General features: G+C 69.8%; 13 protein-coding genes. 7 read left to right on the top strand and 6 right to left on the bottom strand.

All coding sequences use genetic code 11. The features are described 5' to 3' along the window. The first annotated feature begins 1 nt into the window (after nt 1). From QTH86_RS23370 to QTH86_RS23360, 3 genes are all read left to right on the top strand, one after another. Complete coding sequence (locus QTH86_RS23370) at nt 2-1,447, top strand: MATE family efflux transporter (RefSeq protein ID WP_286648561.1); 1,446 nt, start codon at nt 2-4, stop codon at nt 1,445-1,447. Between the two features lie 44 nt (nt 1,448-1,491). Beyond that, a complete protein-coding gene (locus QTH86_RS23365) occupies nt 1,492-2,190 on the top strand; it encodes an SDR family oxidoreductase (RefSeq protein WP_286648560.1) in 699 nt (232 codons plus the stop codon). 256 nt (nt 2,191-2,446) lie between these two features. After that, the gene (locus QTH86_RS23360; RefSeq protein WP_286648559.1) at nt 2,447-4,093 is read left to right on the top strand and encodes a CehA/McbA family metallohydrolase domain-containing protein; all 1,647 of its coding nucleotides are present in this window, start codon (nt 2,447-2,449) and stop codon (nt 4,091-4,093) included. A gap of 16 nt (nt 4,094-4,109) precedes the next feature. Here the strand turns inward: QTH86_RS23360 and QTH86_RS23355 are convergent, their stop codons facing one another. The 3 genes from QTH86_RS23355 to QTH86_RS23345 form a co-directional block, all read right to left on the bottom strand. Beyond that, nucleotides 4,110-4,886, bottom strand: coding sequence for an aldolase (locus tag QTH86_RS23355; RefSeq protein WP_286648558.1), 777 nt, complete (start codon nt 4,884-4,886; stop codon nt 4,110-4,112). A 153-nt stretch (nt 4,887-5,039) separates the two neighbouring features. Next, nucleotides 5,040-5,684 carry a 2-dehydro-3-deoxy-6-phosphogalactonate aldolase gene (locus tag QTH86_RS23350; RefSeq protein ID WP_286648557.1) on the bottom strand — a complete coding sequence of 215 codons (645 nt, stop codon included), beginning with the start codon at nt 5,682-5,684 and terminating at the stop codon, nt 5,040-5,042. A gap of 7 nt (nt 5,685-5,691) precedes the next feature. After that, the gene (locus QTH86_RS23345) at nt 5,692-6,576 is read right to left on the bottom strand and encodes a 2-dehydro-3-deoxygalactonokinase (protein ID WP_286648556.1); all 885 of its coding nucleotides are present in this window, start codon (nt 6,574-6,576) and stop codon (nt 5,692-5,694) included. A 211-nt stretch (nt 6,577-6,787) separates the two neighbouring features. Here QTH86_RS23345 and QTH86_RS23340 point away from each other — a divergent pair, with 211 nt between their 5' ends. Then, the gene (locus tag QTH86_RS23340) at nt 6,788-7,186 is read left to right on the top strand and encodes a hypothetical protein (protein WP_286648555.1); all 399 of its coding nucleotides are present in this window, start codon (nt 6,788-6,790) and stop codon (nt 7,184-7,186) included. Nucleotides 7,187-7,275: 89 nt separating this feature from the next. On the opposite strand, the gene QTH86_RS23335 is transcribed toward QTH86_RS23340, so the two are convergent. After that, a complete protein-coding gene (locus tag QTH86_RS23335; protein WP_286648554.1) occupies nt 7,276-9,039 on the bottom strand; it encodes a DEAD/DEAH box helicase in 1,764 nt (587 codons plus the stop codon). 281 nt (nt 9,040-9,320) lie between these two features. Here QTH86_RS23335 and ettA point away from each other — a divergent pair, with 281 nt between their 5' ends. Together ettA and QTH86_RS23325 are read left to right on the top strand one after the other, a co-directional pair. After that, entirely contained in the window at nt 9,321-10,982 is a 1,662-nt protein-coding gene (ettA, locus tag QTH86_RS23330) for an energy-dependent translational throttle protein EttA (RefSeq protein WP_286648553.1), read from the top strand. A gap of 127 nt (nt 10,983-11,109) precedes the next feature. Continuing rightward, nucleotides 11,110-11,451 (top strand): hypothetical protein, encoded by a 342-nt coding sequence (locus QTH86_RS23325; RefSeq protein WP_286648552.1) that lies wholly within the window; start codon nt 11,110-11,112, stop codon nt 11,449-11,451. An 18-nt stretch (nt 11,452-11,469) separates the two neighbouring features. Here QTH86_RS23325 and QTH86_RS23320 read toward each other — a convergent pair whose 3' ends face one another. Both QTH86_RS23320 and QTH86_RS23315 read right to left on the bottom strand, forming a co-directional pair. Next, a complete protein-coding gene (locus tag QTH86_RS23320; protein ID WP_286648551.1) occupies nt 11,470-12,828 on the bottom strand; it encodes a TAXI family TRAP transporter solute-binding subunit in 1,359 nt (452 codons plus the stop codon). A 10-nt stretch (nt 12,829-12,838) separates the two neighbouring features. Continuing rightward, the gene (locus QTH86_RS23315) at nt 12,839-13,882 is read right to left on the bottom strand and encodes a P1 family peptidase (protein WP_286648550.1); all 1,044 of its coding nucleotides are present in this window, start codon (nt 13,880-13,882) and stop codon (nt 12,839-12,841) included. A 79-nt stretch (nt 13,883-13,961) separates the two neighbouring features. Here QTH86_RS23315 and QTH86_RS23310 point away from each other — a divergent pair, with 79 nt between their 5' ends. Beyond that, nucleotides 13,962-15,620: an ABC1 kinase family protein gene (locus tag QTH86_RS23310; RefSeq protein ID WP_286649427.1), complete on the top strand. Its 1,659-nt coding sequence runs from the start codon at nt 13,962-13,964 to the stop codon at nt 15,618-15,620. The last annotated feature ends 123 nt before the right edge of the window (nt 15,621-15,743 follow it).

Here is a 15,743-nt window from a genome sequence, read left to right as displayed (position 1 = left end):
CATGAGCATCCCGACCCCGACCGTCTCTGCCGACACGCGGCACGCACCGCAGATCGCGCCGCGCACGCGCCTGCTGCTCGAAGGGCCGATCGTCCCCACGCTGCTGCGCCTGGCCGCGCCCAACGTGCTGGTGATGGTGGCGCAGGCCGCCGTCGGCCTGATCGAAACCTACTTCGTCGGCAAGCTCGGCACCGACGCGTTGGCCGGCATGGCGCTGGTGTTCCCGATCGTCATGCTGATGCAGATGACCTCGGCCGGCGCGATGGGCGGCGGCATCGCGTCCGCCGTCGCACGCGCGCTGGGCGCGCAGCGGCGCGACGAGGCCGATGCCGTGGCGGTGCACGCGATGGTGATCGCGGCGGGCTTCGGCATCGCCTTCATGCTCGCGCTGCTCATCGGCGGGCGCTGGCTGTATGCGCTGATGGGTGGCACCGGCGCGTCGCTCGAAGCGGCCCTGACGTACTCGCATGTCGTGTTCGCCGGGGCGGTGCTGGTGTGGATCTTCAACTCGCTCGCGGCGGTGATCCGCGGCACCGGCAACATGTCGGTGCCGGCCAACGTCACGGTGGCCGGCGTGGTGGTGCTGATCCCGCTGTCGCCGTTGCTGATCTTCGGCTGGGGCCCGATCCCCGGCATGGGCATCGCGGGCGGCGCGGTGGCGCTGCTGCTCTATTACCTGCTGGGCATCGTGGCGCTGCTGGTCTACATGGCATCGAGCCGCAGCCTGCTCAAGCTGTCCTTCTCGACCGTGCGGCTGCGCTGGCCGATCTTCCGCGGCATCCTGCGCGTGGGCCTGATCTCGTCGATCGCCACGGTCTCGACCAACCTGTCGATCGGCATCGCGACGGCACTGGCCGGGCACTTCGGCCCCGGCGCCATCGCCGGCTACGGCACGGCCTCGCGGCTCGAGTACCTGCTGGTGCCGCTGATCTTCGGCCTCGGCGCGCCGCTGCTCGCCATGGTGGGCACCTGCATCGGCGCCGGCCAGCGCGAGCGGGCCTTGCGCGCGACCTGGGCCGGTGCGGGCATCGCCTTCCTGCTGGCCGAGAGCATCGGCCTGGCGGCCGCCCTGTTCCCGCGGCCCTGGCTGCTGCTCTTCGGCAACGACCCCGCGATGCTCGAAGCCGGCACGCAGTACCTGCGCGCGGTCGGCCCGCTCTACGGCTTCTTCGGCGTCGGGCTGGTGCTGTACTTCGCCTCGCAAGGGGCAGGACGCCTGCTGTGGCCGGTGGTCGGCAACCTGATGCGGCTCGCGGTCGCCGGGGCCGGCGGCTGGCTGGCGCTGCGGCTGAGCGGGGATCTCACCCAGGTCTTCGTCGCCCAGGGCATCGCGCTCGTCGTGTATGGCGTGGTCATCGCATCGGCCATCGCGGGCGGCGGCTGGTTCGGCCGCGTCGGCTGGCCGCGCACGCCGTCGCGGCTGATGCACCGCCTGGCGCAGCCGTGACGCGCCGACCTTCTTCTTTCCTTTCCTCACACTGAAAGCACACCATGCAACTCAAGGACTCCGTCGTCTTCGTCACCGGCGCCAATCGCGGCCTCGGACTCGCCTTCGCCCAGGCCGCCCTCGCGGCCGGTGCGCGCAAGGTCTATGCGGCCGCACGCGACCCGGCCAGCGTCACGCTGCCGGGCGTGGTGCCGATCCCGCTCGACGTCGGCAATGCCGCGCAGGTCGCGGCCGCGGTGCGCGACTGCGGCGACGTCACGCTGCTGATCAACAACGCAGGCATCTCGCTCAAGTCGGGTTTCCTCGCTTCGCCCGACGCGGTCGCGGCAGCGCGTGCCGAGTTCGAGGTCAACTTCTTCGGCCCGTGGGCGCTGGCCAGCGCCTTCGCGCCGGTCCTCCAGGCCAACGGCGGCGGTGCGATCGTGAACGTGCTGTCGGCGTTGAGCTGGGTGTCGTTCCCGAGCGTGGCCACCTACAGCGCATCGAAGTCGGCCGCCTGGTCGCTCACCAACGGCCTGCGCAACGAACTGCGCGCGCAAGGCACGCAGGTGGTCGCGCTGCATGTCGGCTACATGGACACCGACATGACGCGCGGGCTCGATGCGCCCAAGTCGTCGCCGGCCGACGTTGCGCGCGTCACGCTCGAAGGCGTGGAGGCCGGTGCCTTCGAGGTCCTGGCCGACGACATCAGCAAGCAGATCAAACAGAGCCTCTCGTCGGCGACGCCGGCGTACGCGGCCTGAGCGCGTGAGTGGCTTGACCGGCGCGACCTGAACGGTCGCACGGGGCAGGGCGCAAGGGCGCCCGCGTTCATCACCGTGTCACGCAGGGGAAAGAGACTGCGCCCCGGTCCGTTTTGCGCGAAGGCGCCAAGCGCACCGTCCCTCTCTTCACTCTGCATGCGTGCCCGGGGCCATGGCGTCGGGCAGCGCATCGACCTGCATGAACTCACTGTCGCCCCGTTCCGTCTTTCGTCTTTCCCTGGTCTCGACTCTGTTGATGAGCGCCGTCATGCTGACGGCGTGCGGTGGCGGTGGCTCCGACGCCGCGACACCCGTCGCTACGGCGCCCACCACGCCGACGACACCCGTCGACCCCACGCCTGCACCCACCCCGCCCGACACGCCGGCGGTGCCACGCGGCAAGTGGACCACCGGCGACCTGCATGTCCACACCTACCAGTCGGACGACACGCAGCAGATCTCGACGCTCGACCAGGTGCTGGCCAAGGCGCTCAAGACCTTCGGCCTCGACTGGGTGGTGATCTCCGACCACTTGCGCCTGTCTTCGTACGACAACGACGGCCACACGCTGAGCGCGCAGATCCCGTTCTCGGAAGGCATGGCGAAGTACCAGGTGCCGCGCATCAAGGCACTGCAAGCCGCGGGTACCTATGCCGACAAGACGATCTTCTCGTCCTTCGAGTGGGACATGCCGGCGCACGACCATGGCAATGTCGGCCTGCTGACCGACGACCCGATGTCCGCCGCGGCGCTCAAGGCGGTGAGCCAGTTCGAGTACCTGTTCACCAACCGGGCCGCGTCGCTGTTCCCCGCGGCCGACGTCGCCGCGTGGGGGCCGAAGGCCGGCACGGGCTACAACACGCATGCCGAAACGCTCAGCGCGATCACCTGGCTCAAGAACAACTACCCCGACACGAGCTACCTGCAGATCAACCACCCGTCGCGCAACCTCGGCAAGTACACGGCCGACCAGCTGCGCGAGATGAACGACCTCGCACCGGACATCGTCTTCTCGCTCGAGGGCATGGTCGGCAACCAGATGGAGCCCGACCGCGGCGGCTACACGCAAGCTGCCAACCCCACGCCGGCCAACCTGGTCGCGCGCACCTACGGCGGTGTCGACTACCTGGTGGCGACGCTGGGCGGCACCTGGGACGCACTGCTGTCCGAGGGCCGCCACATCTGGAACGTGGCTGACTCGGACTATCACTTCACGGTGAACGGCAACAACAGCAGCGGCTACGCACCGGGCGAGTATTCGAAGAACTATCTGTTTGGCGACATCAAGGATCCGAAGTCGCTGCTCGCGGCGATGCGCAAGGGCAAGCTCTTCGCCGTCAACGGCGACCTGATCAACGCGCTCGACTTCCGCGTGGCCAACACCACGGCCAGCGCCGAGATGGGCGAAGACCTGACGACCAAGGCCGGCGAGCAGCTGACGGTCACGATCCGCTTCAAGAGCCCCGAGCGCAACAATTACGAGTTCGTGGTCGGCAGCGGCATCCCCGCCAACATGAAGCCGGTGGTCGACCACATCGACCTGATCGCCGGCGACGTGACCGGGCGCGAAGTGGCCGGAACGCCAGGCTATTCGCGCAACACCAATCCGTCGACGCGCGTGGTCAAACGCTTCACCGCCAACGATTGGAAGCTGGACGCCGAGGGCTACTACGCCGTGACCTACACGGTGACGGCCAGCGGCAACCAGTACTTCCGCCTGCGCGGCACCAACCTGGGTGTGGACGTTCCCGGCGAAATGGTGGCCGGCGAGCCGCTGCCGGATGTCTCCATCTCGACGACCACGGTGCCGAACGCGGCCGCCCGTTTCAACGCGATCAACGCGCGCAACTACAGCGACCTCTGGTTCTACGCGAACCCGGTGTTCGTGAAGATGGCGCTCTGAGCGAGCGCAACGGCGCTCAGCGGCCGGCCGCGGGCGCCGGCAGCATGCGCCGGAGCGACTCGAAGAACAGGTCCGACTGCTCGCGCTCGCTCTGCACCTGCGCGGCGACGCGGGCGGCCAGCGCGGCGTTCACCGGCGCGAGCGGCCGGCCGGTCGATTGCGCGATCACCTGGTGCAGGCAGGCGCGCTCCAGATAGTAGAGGTCGTCGTAGGCATGCGCGATGGTGGCGCCTGCCACCACGACGCCGTGGTTGGCGAGAAAGGCCACGTCCTTGCCGGCCATCGCGCGGGCGATGCGCTCGCCCTCGGCATCGTCGAGGGCCAGGCCGTTGTAGTCGGCGTCGATCGCCAGGCGGTCCATGAAGCGCATCGCGTTCTGGCTCAGCGTCGGGTCGAGCGCACGGTCGGCCGTGAGCGTGAGCGCGGTCGCATACGGCGAATGCACGTGCAGCACCACCGCGTGGCCGGTGATGCGGTGGATCGCGCCGTGGATGAAGAGGGCGGTCGGCTCCACGCGGTGCCGGCCGGCCAGCACCTCGCCGCGCACGTCGATCAGCACGATGTCGTCGGCACCGACCTCGCTCCAGTGCAGGCCGCGGGGGTTGATGAGGTAGCGGTCCTGTGCGCCCGGCAGCATCACGCTGAAGTGGTTGCAGACGCCTTCCGACAGGCCGTGGTGCGCGGCGGCGCGCAGCGCGAGCGCGAGGTCTTCGCGCAGCTGTCGCACGCGCGGGGCGGCGTACTGCGCGTCGGCGCTTTCGGGGAGGGCGGGCGTGCGAACTGTGTCTTGCATGGTGTGGGAGGGGTTCGTTTCATTGATTCATGCGCATGCGATGAAACCGGCGCGGCCGGAGGCCAGGGCACCCGCGGAACTGGCTCTGCCAGGCCGCCGGGTGCGCCCCCTTGAGGGGGAGGCGCCGCAGGCGCATCGGGGGTGGGTTTCATTTCAGGTGCGAACCGCGCCTTGCCATGCGGCGACGAATTGCAGCGCGGCGTCGCGCACCTCGGCGGCGGCCTTGCCGGGCTTGTAGAGGGCCGAGCCGATGCCGAAGCCGGTGGCGCCGGCGGCGCGCCAGGCGTCCATGTTGGTCGGCGAGATGCCGCCGACCGGCATCAGCGGCGTGCCCTGGGGCAGCACAGCCAGCCAGGCCTTGAGCACGGCGGGCGAGGCCGCTTCGGCCGGGAACAGCTTGAGCCCCGTGGCGCCCGCGGCCAGCGCACCGAAGGCCTCGGTCGGTGTCGCCACGCCCGGCAGGCTGACCATGCCCAGGCGGCCGGCCTCGGCCACCACCTCGGCGTTGAAGTTGGGCGAGACGATCAGCGCGCCGCCCGCGGCATGCACCTCGCGCACCTGCTGTGCCGTGAGCACGGTGCCGGCGCCGACCAGCGCGTCGGGAAAGCGCTGGCGCAGCAGCGCGATGCTCTCGAGCGGCTGCGGCGAATTCAGCGGCACCTCGAGCAGGCGGAAGCCGGCGTCGACCAGCGCGTCGCCGACGGCCGGCGCCTCGGCGGGCGTCAGTCCGCGCAGGATGGCGACCAGCGGGAGTTGCCGCATGGCGGCGTGGAAGGTGTCGAGCGGCGTCATGGTCATCCGGTGTTCAGGGGTACAGGGTGCGGGACAGGGCATGCAGGCCGGCCCAGGTGGCCTCGGCCCCCAGCGTCCGGCTGGCCACGCCGCTGGCGTGCAGGGCGAGCTCGTAGCGCCGCGTGAGCGCCGGTGTGCCGATCAGCACCACCTCGCCCTTGGCATGCAGCGACTGCGTGCGCAGTTCCTCGCCGATCAGCAAGCCCGACAGATAGCTCGCCAGATCCGCCGCGCCCATGCGGCCGAACAACGACAGCGTGCGCGCCCCGAAGGCGTTGTGCAGCAGGCCTTCGTTGTTGCCGGCCTGCGCCACGCCGAGCATGAAGGCCGCCTCGTCCAGCGGCGCCTGGGTGTCGATGGTGCGCGACAGGATCGAGTGCGTGCCGAGCAGCGCATAGAACTCGCCCGTCATGAAGGTGCGGAAGCCGGTGACGCGGCCATCGTTCACGCGGGCCCACTTGTTGTGGGTGCCGGGCAGCACGAAGAGGCCGTCGCGTTGGCCCGTGAGGGCGATGGCGCCGAAGATCTGGACCTCTTCGCCGCGCATCACGTCGGGCACGCCGTCGTGCTCGACGCTCAGGCCGGGGACCAGCGCGATGCGGTCAGTGTCGACCTGGATGACCTTCGCGGCGATGTCGGCCAGGCCCGCCGGGCAGGCGCAGTAGGGCGCCTCGACCCAGCCCTGCTTGCTGCCGGCCATGCCCGAGATCAGGCAGCGTGGGTGGCCGGGCCCGCGCATCCAGTCGCCCACGAGCGATTCGAACACCGTGCCGAATTCACCGGCCGGCACGCTCAGGATGCCGCGCGGGGCGCTGCGCTCGTCGAGCACGCGGCCGCCGGCGTCGAGCAGCGCGCCGCGCAAGGAACTGGTGCCCCAGTCGATCGCCACCAGATTCATGCCGTGTCTCTCATCGTGGTCGGGAGGGACGGATGATAAGTGCGGCGACCTGGCGCCGTCGGCGGCGCGGGTATCGATGGCGTCCGCGTGTCCCCCGTTGGAAGGAGTCCGGATTCGGCCGGGCGGGGCTGGCGCCAGCGCACCGGGCCTGCCATGATGACCTGGCCACTGCCGTCGTTGCACGGCCCGATCCACCCGCGAAGGAGCTCCCATGAAGATCGTCGTTGTTGCCGTGGGCGTCGTCTGCGCCCAGCTGCTGGCTCTCGGTGCCGCGGCCCAGACCTCGCCCACCGACCCGGTGCGCGTCGAGCGCAAACAGGAAGCGCAGAAGGCCGCGCGCACCCCCCTGCTGGGCGAAGGCTACCCGCAGCCCGAGCCCCGCGCCAAGGTGAGCCCGCAGGCCAAGGCACAGGCGCGGGCCGAGCGTCGCCAGAACGCGGCGGTCGCCGCGAAGGATGCCAATCCGGGCGAGCTCTACAGCGCGGTGCCCGAGACGCGCCCGAAGATGCCCAAGAGCGAGCGCACGGCCGCCCGTGTGGCGCGCAACGCGGAGGTCTCGCGCGCCGTCAAGGCGGGCGAGATCAAGCCGATCGGCGAAGGCGGCAAGTGACACGGACGCGCCCGGCGCGCGCATGAAGCAAAGGAAAAAGAAAAAGGGCGCCGAGGCGCCCTTTTCGTTGGTCGATCGATGGAGGTCGATCAGCGGCCGTAGGAACGGCCACCGCCGCCACCACCGTAGCCGCCGCCCGAACGGCCGCCACCGCCACCGCCGCCGGAGCGGTTGCCGCCGTAGCCGCCACCACCACCACCACCGCCGGTACGGCGACCACGGCCTGCGCCGAAGGTCGCGTCGACGCTGGTGCGCAGCGGATCGGGCTGGCCGGCGCCGCCGGTCACGGCTTCGGCGCGCAGGTGCGCCACCTGGTTGGCCTGGGTCGGGCTGTGGCTGTTGCCGTGATGGCGCGGCTGGCGCTCGTCATGCGGCAGGCCCTGCGGTGCGCGTGCCGGGCCTTGCGGGCCGCGGCCCGGACCTTGCGGACGCGGGCCCTGGCCGCGGGCGCCCTGGCCCTGGCCGCCACCACCGCCGTTGCGGGCGCCTTGCGGGGCGCCGCCACCGCCACGGCGTTGACCACCGCCGCCACCGCCATTGCCGCCGCCCGAGCGTTCGCCCTGGCCGGCCTTGTTGTCGCGCACGCGCTGCAGCATCTCGGTGCGGGCGGCCTTCGCGGCGGCCTGCATCACGTCGCGGCTCGGCGGACGGCCGGCGCCGCCCCAGATCGTCTGGCGACCCATGGCGATCGGTTCGGCGCGTTCGCCTTCGTCGGGGCCGAAGCCTTCGACGGTCACGACCGGGATCTGCTGCTTGGTGAAGCGCTCGATCTCCTGCATGAAGCCTTCCTCGTCCAGGCAGACCAGGCTCACGGCTTCGCCGCTGTTGCCCGCGCGGCCGGTGCGGCCGATGCGGTGCACGTAGTCTTCGCTGACGTTCGGGATCTCGTAGTTCACCACGTGCGGCAGTTCGTCGATGTCGATGCCGCGGGCAGCGATGTCGGTGGCCACCAGCGCGCGGATGTCGCCGCTCTTGAAGCCGGCCAGCGCCTGCGTGCGGGCGCTCTGGCTCTTGTTGCCGTGCAGCGCCATCGCCTCGATGCCGTTCTTGGTCAGGAATTCGGCGACGTTGTTGGCGCCGAACTTGGTGCGCGTGAACACCAGCACCTGACTCCAGTTGTGCTCGTTGATGATGTGCGCGAGCAGCGCCTTCTTCTTGCCGCGGCCCACGGGGTGGATCACCTGCGTGATGCGCTGCACCGTGGTGTTGCGCGGCGTCACCTGGATGCTCTGCGGGTTCTTGAGCAGGTTGGCGGCCAGGTCGCGGATCTCGTCGCTGAAGGTGGCCGAGAACAGCAGGCTCTGCTTTTCCTTGGGCACCAGGGCGAGGATCTTCTTCACGTCGTGGATGAAGCCCATGTCCAGCATGCGGTCGGCTTCGTCCAGGATCAGGATCTGCACCTGCGACAGGTCGAGCATGCCCTGCTGCTGCAGGTCGAGCAGGCGGCCGGGCGTCGCCACCAGGATGTCCACGCCCTTCTTGAGCTTGCTGATCTGCGGGTTCATGCCGACGCCGCCGAAGATCACGGTGGATTCGAGCTGCAGGTACTTGCCGTAGGTGCGGACCGACTCCTCGACCTGGGCGGCCAGTTCGCGGGTGGGGGTGAGCACCAGGGCGCGGATGCCGGTGCCGCCGAACTTGTTGGTGGCGCTGCGGCTCATGGTGAGCTTGTGCAGCATGGGCAGCGTGAAGGCGGCCGTCTTGCCGGTGCCGGTCTGGGCGCCGCCGAGCAGGTCGTGGCCCTCGAGCACCACGGGGATCGCCTGGGCCTGGATGGGGGTGGGGGTGTCGTAGCCGTGCTCGAGCACAGCCTTCAGGATGGCCGGGGCCAACTTCAGATCGTCAAAGGTCATTTGGAAGCAATAGCGCCTTGCACGGCGCAGTGGCATCGGCCTTCCACGCACCCTTTGCTGGGGCAGCATGGTCAGTTCAGGCAGATGAATCAAGGGTGGGAGCCGAGGGCTGTCGCATCGCGATGCTGAAGCCTTCTTGTCCCCGGCAGAAAAGCCGTTGTTGCGGGCAACTGGACCCGGCAACAGGCGCGATTGTCGCATGAGTCGATAATCGACGGTTTGCCGCGCCCGATTTTCTCGGCCGCTCGCGCAACCACCCCTGACCCAACGCAAGTACACAGATGGCCCAATACGTCTATTCGATGAACCGCGTCAGCAAGACCGTGCCGCCCAAGCGGCAGCTCTTGAAGGACATTTCGCTCTCGTTCTTCCCCGGCGCCAAGATCGGCGTGCTCGGCCTCAACGGCTCGGGCAAGTCCACCCTGCTCAAGATCATGGCCGGCGTCGACAAGGAGTACGAGGGCGAGGCGCTGCCGATGCCAGGGTTGTCGATCGGCTACCTGGAGCAGGAACCCAAGCTCAACAACGAGCACACGGTGCGTGAGTCGGTCGAGGAATCCATGGGCGCGGTGTTCGCGGCCAAGGCCCGCCTCGAGGAGGTCTACGTCGCCTACGGGGCCGAAGACGCCGACTTCGACGCGCTGGCCGCCGAGCAGGCCGAGCTCGAAGCCATCATCGCCACCGCCGGCACCGATTCCGAACACCAGCTGGAAATCGCCGCCGACGCGCTGCGCCTGCCGCCGTGGGACGCCAAGATCGGCCTGCTGTCGGGGGGCGAAAAGCGCCGCGTGGCACTGTGCCGCCTGCTGCTGTCCAAGCCCGACATGCTGCTGCTCGACGAGCCGACCAACCACCTGGACGCCGAATCGGTCGAGTGGCTGGAAGTGTTCCTCCAGCGCTTCACCGGCACCGTGGTCGCCATCACCCACGACCGCTACTTCCTCGACAACGCGGCCGAGTGGATCCTGGAAATGGACCGCGGACGCGGCATTCCATGGAAGGGCAACTACAGCAGCTGGCTGGAGCAGAAGGGCGAACGCCTGGCGCAGGAGCAGAAGAGCGAAGAAGCCCATGCCAAGGCGCTGAAGAAGGAACTCGAATGGTCGCGCCAGAACCCCAAGGCGCGCCAGGCCAAGAGCAAGTCGCGTCTCGCGCGCTTCGAAGAGCTCAGCGACATGGAATACCAGAAGCGCAACGAAACGCAGGAAATCTTCATTCCTGTGGCGGAGCGGCTGGGCCAGCAGGTGTTCGAGTTCCACAACGTCAGCAAGTCCTTCGGTGACCGCGTGCTGATCGACGACCTGAGCTTCACCGTGCCGCCGGGCGCGATCGTTGGCATCATCGGCCCGAACGGCGCCGGCAAGTCGACGCTGTTCAAGCTGATCGCGGGCAAGGAACAGCCCGACAGCGGCGAGGTCGTCATCGGCTCGACCGTGAAGATGGCCTTCGTCGACCAGCACCGCGACGAACTGGCGAGCCAGAAGACCGTGTGGGAAGACATCTCGAACGGCCTGGACATCATCAACGTCGGCAAGTTCCAGATGGCCAGCCGCGCCTATGCCGGCCGCTTCAACTTCAACGGCGCCGACCAGCAGAAGAAGGTCGGCACGCTGTCGGGCGGCGAACGCGGTCGTCTGCACCTGGCCAAGACCCTGATCGCAGGCGGCAACGTGCTGCTGCTGGACGAACCGTCGAACGACCTCGACGTGGAAACCCTGCGCGCGCTGGAAGACGCGCTGCTCGAATTCGCCGGTACCGTGATGGTCATCAGCCACGACCGCTGGTTCCTCGACCGCATCGCCACGCACATCCTCGCGGCCGAAGGCGACAGCCAGTGGACCTTCTTCAACGGCAACTACCAGGAGTACGAAGCCGACAAGAAGAAGCGTCTGGGCGAAGAAGGCGCCAAGCCCAAGCGCATGCGCTACAAGGCGCTCAAGTAAGCGTCTTCGTGCTGTCGAAAGAGCCGCCCGCAAGGGCGGTTTTTTCATGGGGCCGAGGCCTTGTCCTACGGGGAAGGTGACCCGTGCTTACCGCCAGCCCGTCCGCATCCGTGCGACACTGGTCCGCATGAAATCCGCAAGCGTTCTCCCGTGGGTCCTCCTGGCCGGCGCCTCCCTGGTGCAGGCCGAGGAAGTGAAGGTGCCCATCGACAGCGACGACAAGCGCATCATCTATGTCGCCCCCGATGTCGCGCCGACCGGCAGCACGGTCGTCACCAACGGTGCCACCGTGGGCGTTCAGCGCCCCGACGGCAGCACGACCTATGGCGGCATGAACACGGCCGGCGATCGGCCGACGTACTCCGTCGGTGCCAGCACCGGCGGCGACACCTCCTTCTCGGCCGGCGTCTCGTCGGATGGCCGCAAGGAAAGCGCCGGCGTGAAGGCCGGCGTCAAGATCAAGTTCTGAGTCGGGGCTGCGGCAGCCTCACGCTGCCGCCTTGGCGCGCACGCCGACGGTCGCCTGCACGCGTTGGCGCACTGCGGCGATGTTGTTGCGCAATGCATAGAGTTCGTCGGCATAAGACAGTGGCACGGCCACCTTGTTGACGCGGCGGTCCAGGTCGTCGAGCTTCGTCAGCAGGGCCTCGCGATCGGCCTCTTCAGACTCCAGTTGCGTCTCGATGTCGCGCAACTGCCCGTACCAGCGGAACACGCGCGAGCGCACCCGGAACTGGTAGAGCGGTGGCACCACGCGGCTGAGCGGCAGCATCAGCACGACCAGGCCGCCGAGCACCAGCCACATGCGCTCGATCAGGTTGCTGGCCCAGAAGGGCAGGTAGCGCTGCCAGAAGGGCGGCGTGCCGTTGATGGCGCGGTCGCCCTCGGGGCTCACGGGCAGTTCGCTGGTGCGGGTGTTGGGGAAATCGCGCGCGCGATTGAACCAGCCGGCGTCGCCGTGCAGCGTCTGGGCGCTTTGCGCGAAGAGCTGGCGCAGCGCCGGGTGCGTCTGCTCGCGCGCCAGCAGCGAGGTGGTGGCCGCCAGCATCGACACGTCGTGCGTCGGCACATCGCGCGCCAGGTCGACGACGCCGCGCGGCAGCGATACGGCTTGCAGGAAGGGGAAGCGGCGCGAATAGGCATCGCTCTGCGCCAGGTCCATCAAGGCGATGCCCGGTGCGCGCAGCAGCTGCTGCACCAGCGGCGACTGCGGTGCCGATGCCAGCACGATCACGTCGAGCAGCCCGGCCTGCAGGGCTTCGGTCGCCGGTGTCTGCTCCAGGTTCGACAGCTGCAGCGCGCTGGCGTCGAGGTGGTTGGCGCGCAGCATGCGCTCCATGATCTCCGGCACGCCGCTGCCCGGCTTGTCGACGTTCACGCGCAAGCCCTTGAGCTGCGCGATCGATTCGAGCGTGCCCGTCTTGCGGTTCACCGTGCGCGCCGCGTCGCTGCGGTAGAAGATCCACAGCGGCTCGTAGAACAGGCTGCCCAGCGAGCTGAGGCCGGCCTCTTCGTCGGCCACCACATCGGCGCTGCCGCCCCGCACGAAGCCCACGTCGGCCGTGCCGTTGCGCAGCATCTGCAGGTTGTCCGACGAGCCTTCGCTCGGCTTGAGCACGACCTCGATGCCATTGGTGGCCAGGGCACGCGCATAACGCTGGCCGAATTCGGCATACGCGCTGCCGGCCGGGCCGGTGGCGAGCGTCACGCGCCGGGGCGGCTGCGGCTGCAGCCACCAGTACGCGGCGATCAGCAGGCCGATCACGAGGAAGACCACCGGCCCCGCGGAGGCGACGAGGTCGCGGATCGACAGCAGGATCAGCTTGAGGGTCTTGGGCATGGACATGGTGCGTTGCTCACAGTGGTGATGGCTGCCCATTCGCGGCAACGAGTGCCGCGGCGGACGGAATGTGCAGGCCACCGAGGCGCACCGACTGCGCCGCCAGCACCGCGCGCAGCGTGGCACGCGCCACCACCTCGGCCGCCATGGCGCCGAGCACCGTCATGCCGGGCGCATCGCCTTCGAGCGGCACGCGGCCGGTGGCGAGCGCGAAGAGCGTGTCGCCATCGCTCATGGTGTGGACCGGGTTGATGCTGCGTGCCAGGCCGTCGTGCGCCACCATCGCCAGGCGGTTGGCCTGCACCTTGGTCAGCACCGCGTCGGTGGCGACCACGCCGATGGTGGTGTTGGTGCCGGCCAGCAGCGGCTTGGGCAGTTCGCCGCGCATCAGTGCGCGGCGCGTGTCGAGCAGCGCGCGGCCGTCGGCGGTGCGCGCGCCGGCCACCACCTGCGCGGTGTCGGGGTCGATCACGTCGCCCAGCGCGTTGCAGGCGATGAGGGCGCCGACGGTCACACCGCCGACCGTGATCGATGCATTCCCGATGCCGCCCTTCATGGCGCGGTCGACGCCGAAGAGCTTGCCCACCAGCGCGCCGCTGCCGGCGCCGACGTTGCCTTCGGCCGGCGTCTGCGTCGACGCGGCCTCGCAGGCCGCATAGCCCGCCGATGCGTCGGGACGGATGCGCGCGTCGCCCATCGGCAGGTCGAACAGCACGGCGGCCGGCACGATCGGCAGCGTGCCGAAACGCACGTCCAGGCCGATGCCGCGTTCCTCCAGCCAGCGCATCGCGCCCTCGGCGGCCGCCAAGCCCCAGGCGCTGCCGCCGGCCAGCATGATCCCGTGCACCTGCTGCACCAGGTTGCCGGGCGACAGCAGGTCGGTCTCGCGCGTGCCGGGCGCGGCGCCCCGCACGTCGACGCCACCGACGGCGCCCTCCCGCGTGAGGACCACGGTGCAGCCGGTGGGCCGGCGGGGGTCGCTGAAGTGACCGACCTCGATGCCGGCGACATCGGTGATGGCGCCGGCATGCGGCGGGGCGTTGGAAGGGGTGTGTGACATCGGCCGGCATGATACGGCGCTGGCCTGCCGGCACCGCCTATGCTCGCGCCTCGTTCGTGTTCATCGATTTCCGAAAGTCATGCCCATGCTGCAAACCGCCATGGTCGCCGTGCGCGACCGCCAGCGCCTGCAAGAGATCGTCACGGTGCTGCTGCGGCACGGCCTCGGCGACATCGCCGACCGGCTCGCGCTGCGCCAGTGGCTGTCCGGCAGCCAGGCGGGCGGCGTGCATCCGGCGGCCGAAGCCGCGACGCCGCCGCAGCGTTGGCGCATGGCGCTCGAACAGCTCGGCCCGACCTTCGTGAAGCTGGGCCAGATGCTGGCCACCCGCGCCGACCTGCTGCCGCCGGAATGGACACGCGAACTCGAGCGCCTGCACGCCGGCGTCACGCCGGTGCCTTGGGATGAGATCGAGCCGCAGGTCGAGGAGGACCTGGGCGCGCCGGCCGCCACCGTCTTCCCCGGCTTCGTGGCCGAGCCGATCGCAGCCGCGTCGATGGCGCAGGTGTACCGGGCCGCCTTGCCCGACGGCCGCGCGGTGGTGCTGAAGGTGCGCAGGCCCGGCCTGCGCCGACGCATCGATGCCGACCTGCGCCTGCTCGACCAGCTGGTCGCGATGGCGAGCGAGCGCTGGCCCGGGCTCGGCCGCTATCGCCCGCGCGACGTGATGGCGAACCTGGCCGCCGCGCTGCGCGAGGAACTCGACTTCACGCAGGAGGGGCGCAACGCCGAGGCGATCGCGGCCGAGATGGCCCAGCGCGGCGACGTGTGGATCCCGGCCATCCATTGGGCCTGGACCAGCGAACGCCTGCTGGTCATGGACTTCGTGGAGGGCGCGGCCCCCGGTGATGCGGCCGCACTTGCGGCGATCGGTGCCGACGGTCCGCGGCTGGCGCGCCACGGTGCCGAAGCCTTCCTGCAGATGGTGCTCGAGGGCGGCGTGTTCCATGCCGACCCGCATCCGGGCAACCTGTTCGCGTTGTCCGATGGCCGGGTGGCCTTCATCGACTTCGGCATGGTCGGCCGGCTCTCGCCGCGGCGCCGCCAGCAGCTGCTGTCGCTGCTGGCCGCCATCGTGCGGGGAGATGCAGACGCGCTGTCGGCCGTGATGCTCGAGGTGTCCGAAGGCGGCACACCCGACCTGCCGGCGCTCGCCGCCGCCAGCGAGCGCTTCGTTGCGCGGCACGCCGGTGGCGTGCACGACCTGGTGCAGGCGCTCGACGACTTCATGGCCATGGTCCGCGACGCGCAGCTTTTCCTGCCCGCCGACCTGGCGCTGCTCTTCAAGGCTATCGCGACGGCCGACGGCATGCTGCGGCGACTCGACCCGGCCATCGACCTGGTCGCGACGGTCGCGCCCCCGGTCCGGCGCGAGATGCTCGCGCGCTATTCCGCCGAAGAGATCGGCCGCCGCGGCAAGGCGGCTGCCGCGCAGCTCTACGACGTGGCCGGCGAGGTGCCTCAGGTGCTGCGGCTGGTGCTGCACCACCTCAAGCAGGGCAAGGTGCAGGCAGAGCTGGAGGTCAAGCATCTCGATCGGGTGAGCGGTGCGATGGAGCGCGCGGCGACGCGGCTGGCCATCGCCATCGTGGCGGCCGCCTTCATCCTCGGCCTGGCCCCGCGCTTGCTCACGCTGGGGCCGGCCTGGTACGGCGTACCGGTGTTCGGCCTGCTGGGGCTGGTGCTCGCGGTGGGCAGCCTGGTCGTGCTGCTGTGGAGCTTCCGCCGGCGGCGCTGAGGGCATCGGCCGGCGCTTGACGCGGATCAAGCGGGCGGGCACGGGTTGCTCCTACGCTAGGGGACGGTCGCGATGTCCGCCCTTTCCAGGCCGACGGCGCGACCGAGTCTCCGTTCCACCCCC

Source organism: Variovorax sp. J2L1-78, assembly GCF_030317205.1.
GTDB lineage: Bacteria > Pseudomonadota > Gammaproteobacteria > Burkholderiales > Burkholderiaceae_C > Variovorax > Variovorax arabinosiphilus.
The sequence above is the reverse complement of the archived record's forward strand: the minus strand, read 5'-3'. Positions and strand labels throughout refer to the sequence as shown.

Excerpts from the sequence above, each read along its gene's own strand:
- QTH86_RS23325 (WP_286648552.1), top strand. The coding sequence starts at position 11,110 with ATGAAATCCGCAAGCGTTCTCCCGTGGGTCCTCCTGGCCGGCGCCTCC.
- ettA (WP_286648553.1), top strand. The coding sequence starts at position 9,321 with ATGGCCCAATACGTCTATTCGATGAACCGCGTCAGCAAGACCGTGCCG.
- QTH86_RS23360 (WP_286648559.1), top strand. The coding sequence starts at position 2,447 with ATGAGCGCCGTCATGCTGACGGCGTGCGGTGGCGGTGGCTCCGACGCC.
- QTH86_RS23365 (WP_286648560.1), top strand. The coding sequence starts at position 1,492 with ATGCAACTCAAGGACTCCGTCGTCTTCGTCACCGGCGCCAATCGCGGC.
- QTH86_RS23335 (WP_286648554.1), bottom strand. The coding sequence starts at position 9,039 with ATGACCTTTGACGATCTGAAGTTGGCCCCGGCCATCCTGAAGGCTGTG.
- QTH86_RS23320 (WP_286648551.1), bottom strand. The coding sequence starts at position 12,828 with ATGTCCATGCCCAAGACCCTCAAGCTGATCCTGCTGTCGATCCGCGAC.
- QTH86_RS23350 (WP_286648557.1), bottom strand. The coding sequence starts at position 5,684 with ATGACCATGACGCCGCTCGACACCTTCCACGCCGCCATGCGGCAACTC.
- QTH86_RS23345 (WP_286648556.1), bottom strand. The coding sequence starts at position 6,576 with ATGAATCTGGTGGCGATCGACTGGGGCACCAGTTCCTTGCGCGGCGCG.
- QTH86_RS23340 (WP_286648555.1), top strand. The coding sequence starts at position 6,788 with ATGAAGATCGTCGTTGTTGCCGTGGGCGTCGTCTGCGCCCAGCTGCTG.
- QTH86_RS23370 (WP_286648561.1), top strand. The coding sequence starts at position 2 with ATGAGCATCCCGACCCCGACCGTCTCTGCCGACACGCGGCACGCACCG.
- QTH86_RS23315 (WP_286648550.1), bottom strand. The coding sequence starts at position 13,882 with ATGTCACACACCCCTTCCAACGCCCCGCCGCATGCCGGCGCCATCACC.
- QTH86_RS23355 (WP_286648558.1), bottom strand. The coding sequence starts at position 4,886 with ATGCAAGACACAGTTCGCACGCCCGCCCTCCCCGAAAGCGCCGACGCG.
- QTH86_RS23310 (WP_286649427.1), top strand. The coding sequence starts at position 13,962 with ATGCCCATGCTGCAAACCGCCATGGTCGCCGTGCGCGACCGCCAGCGC.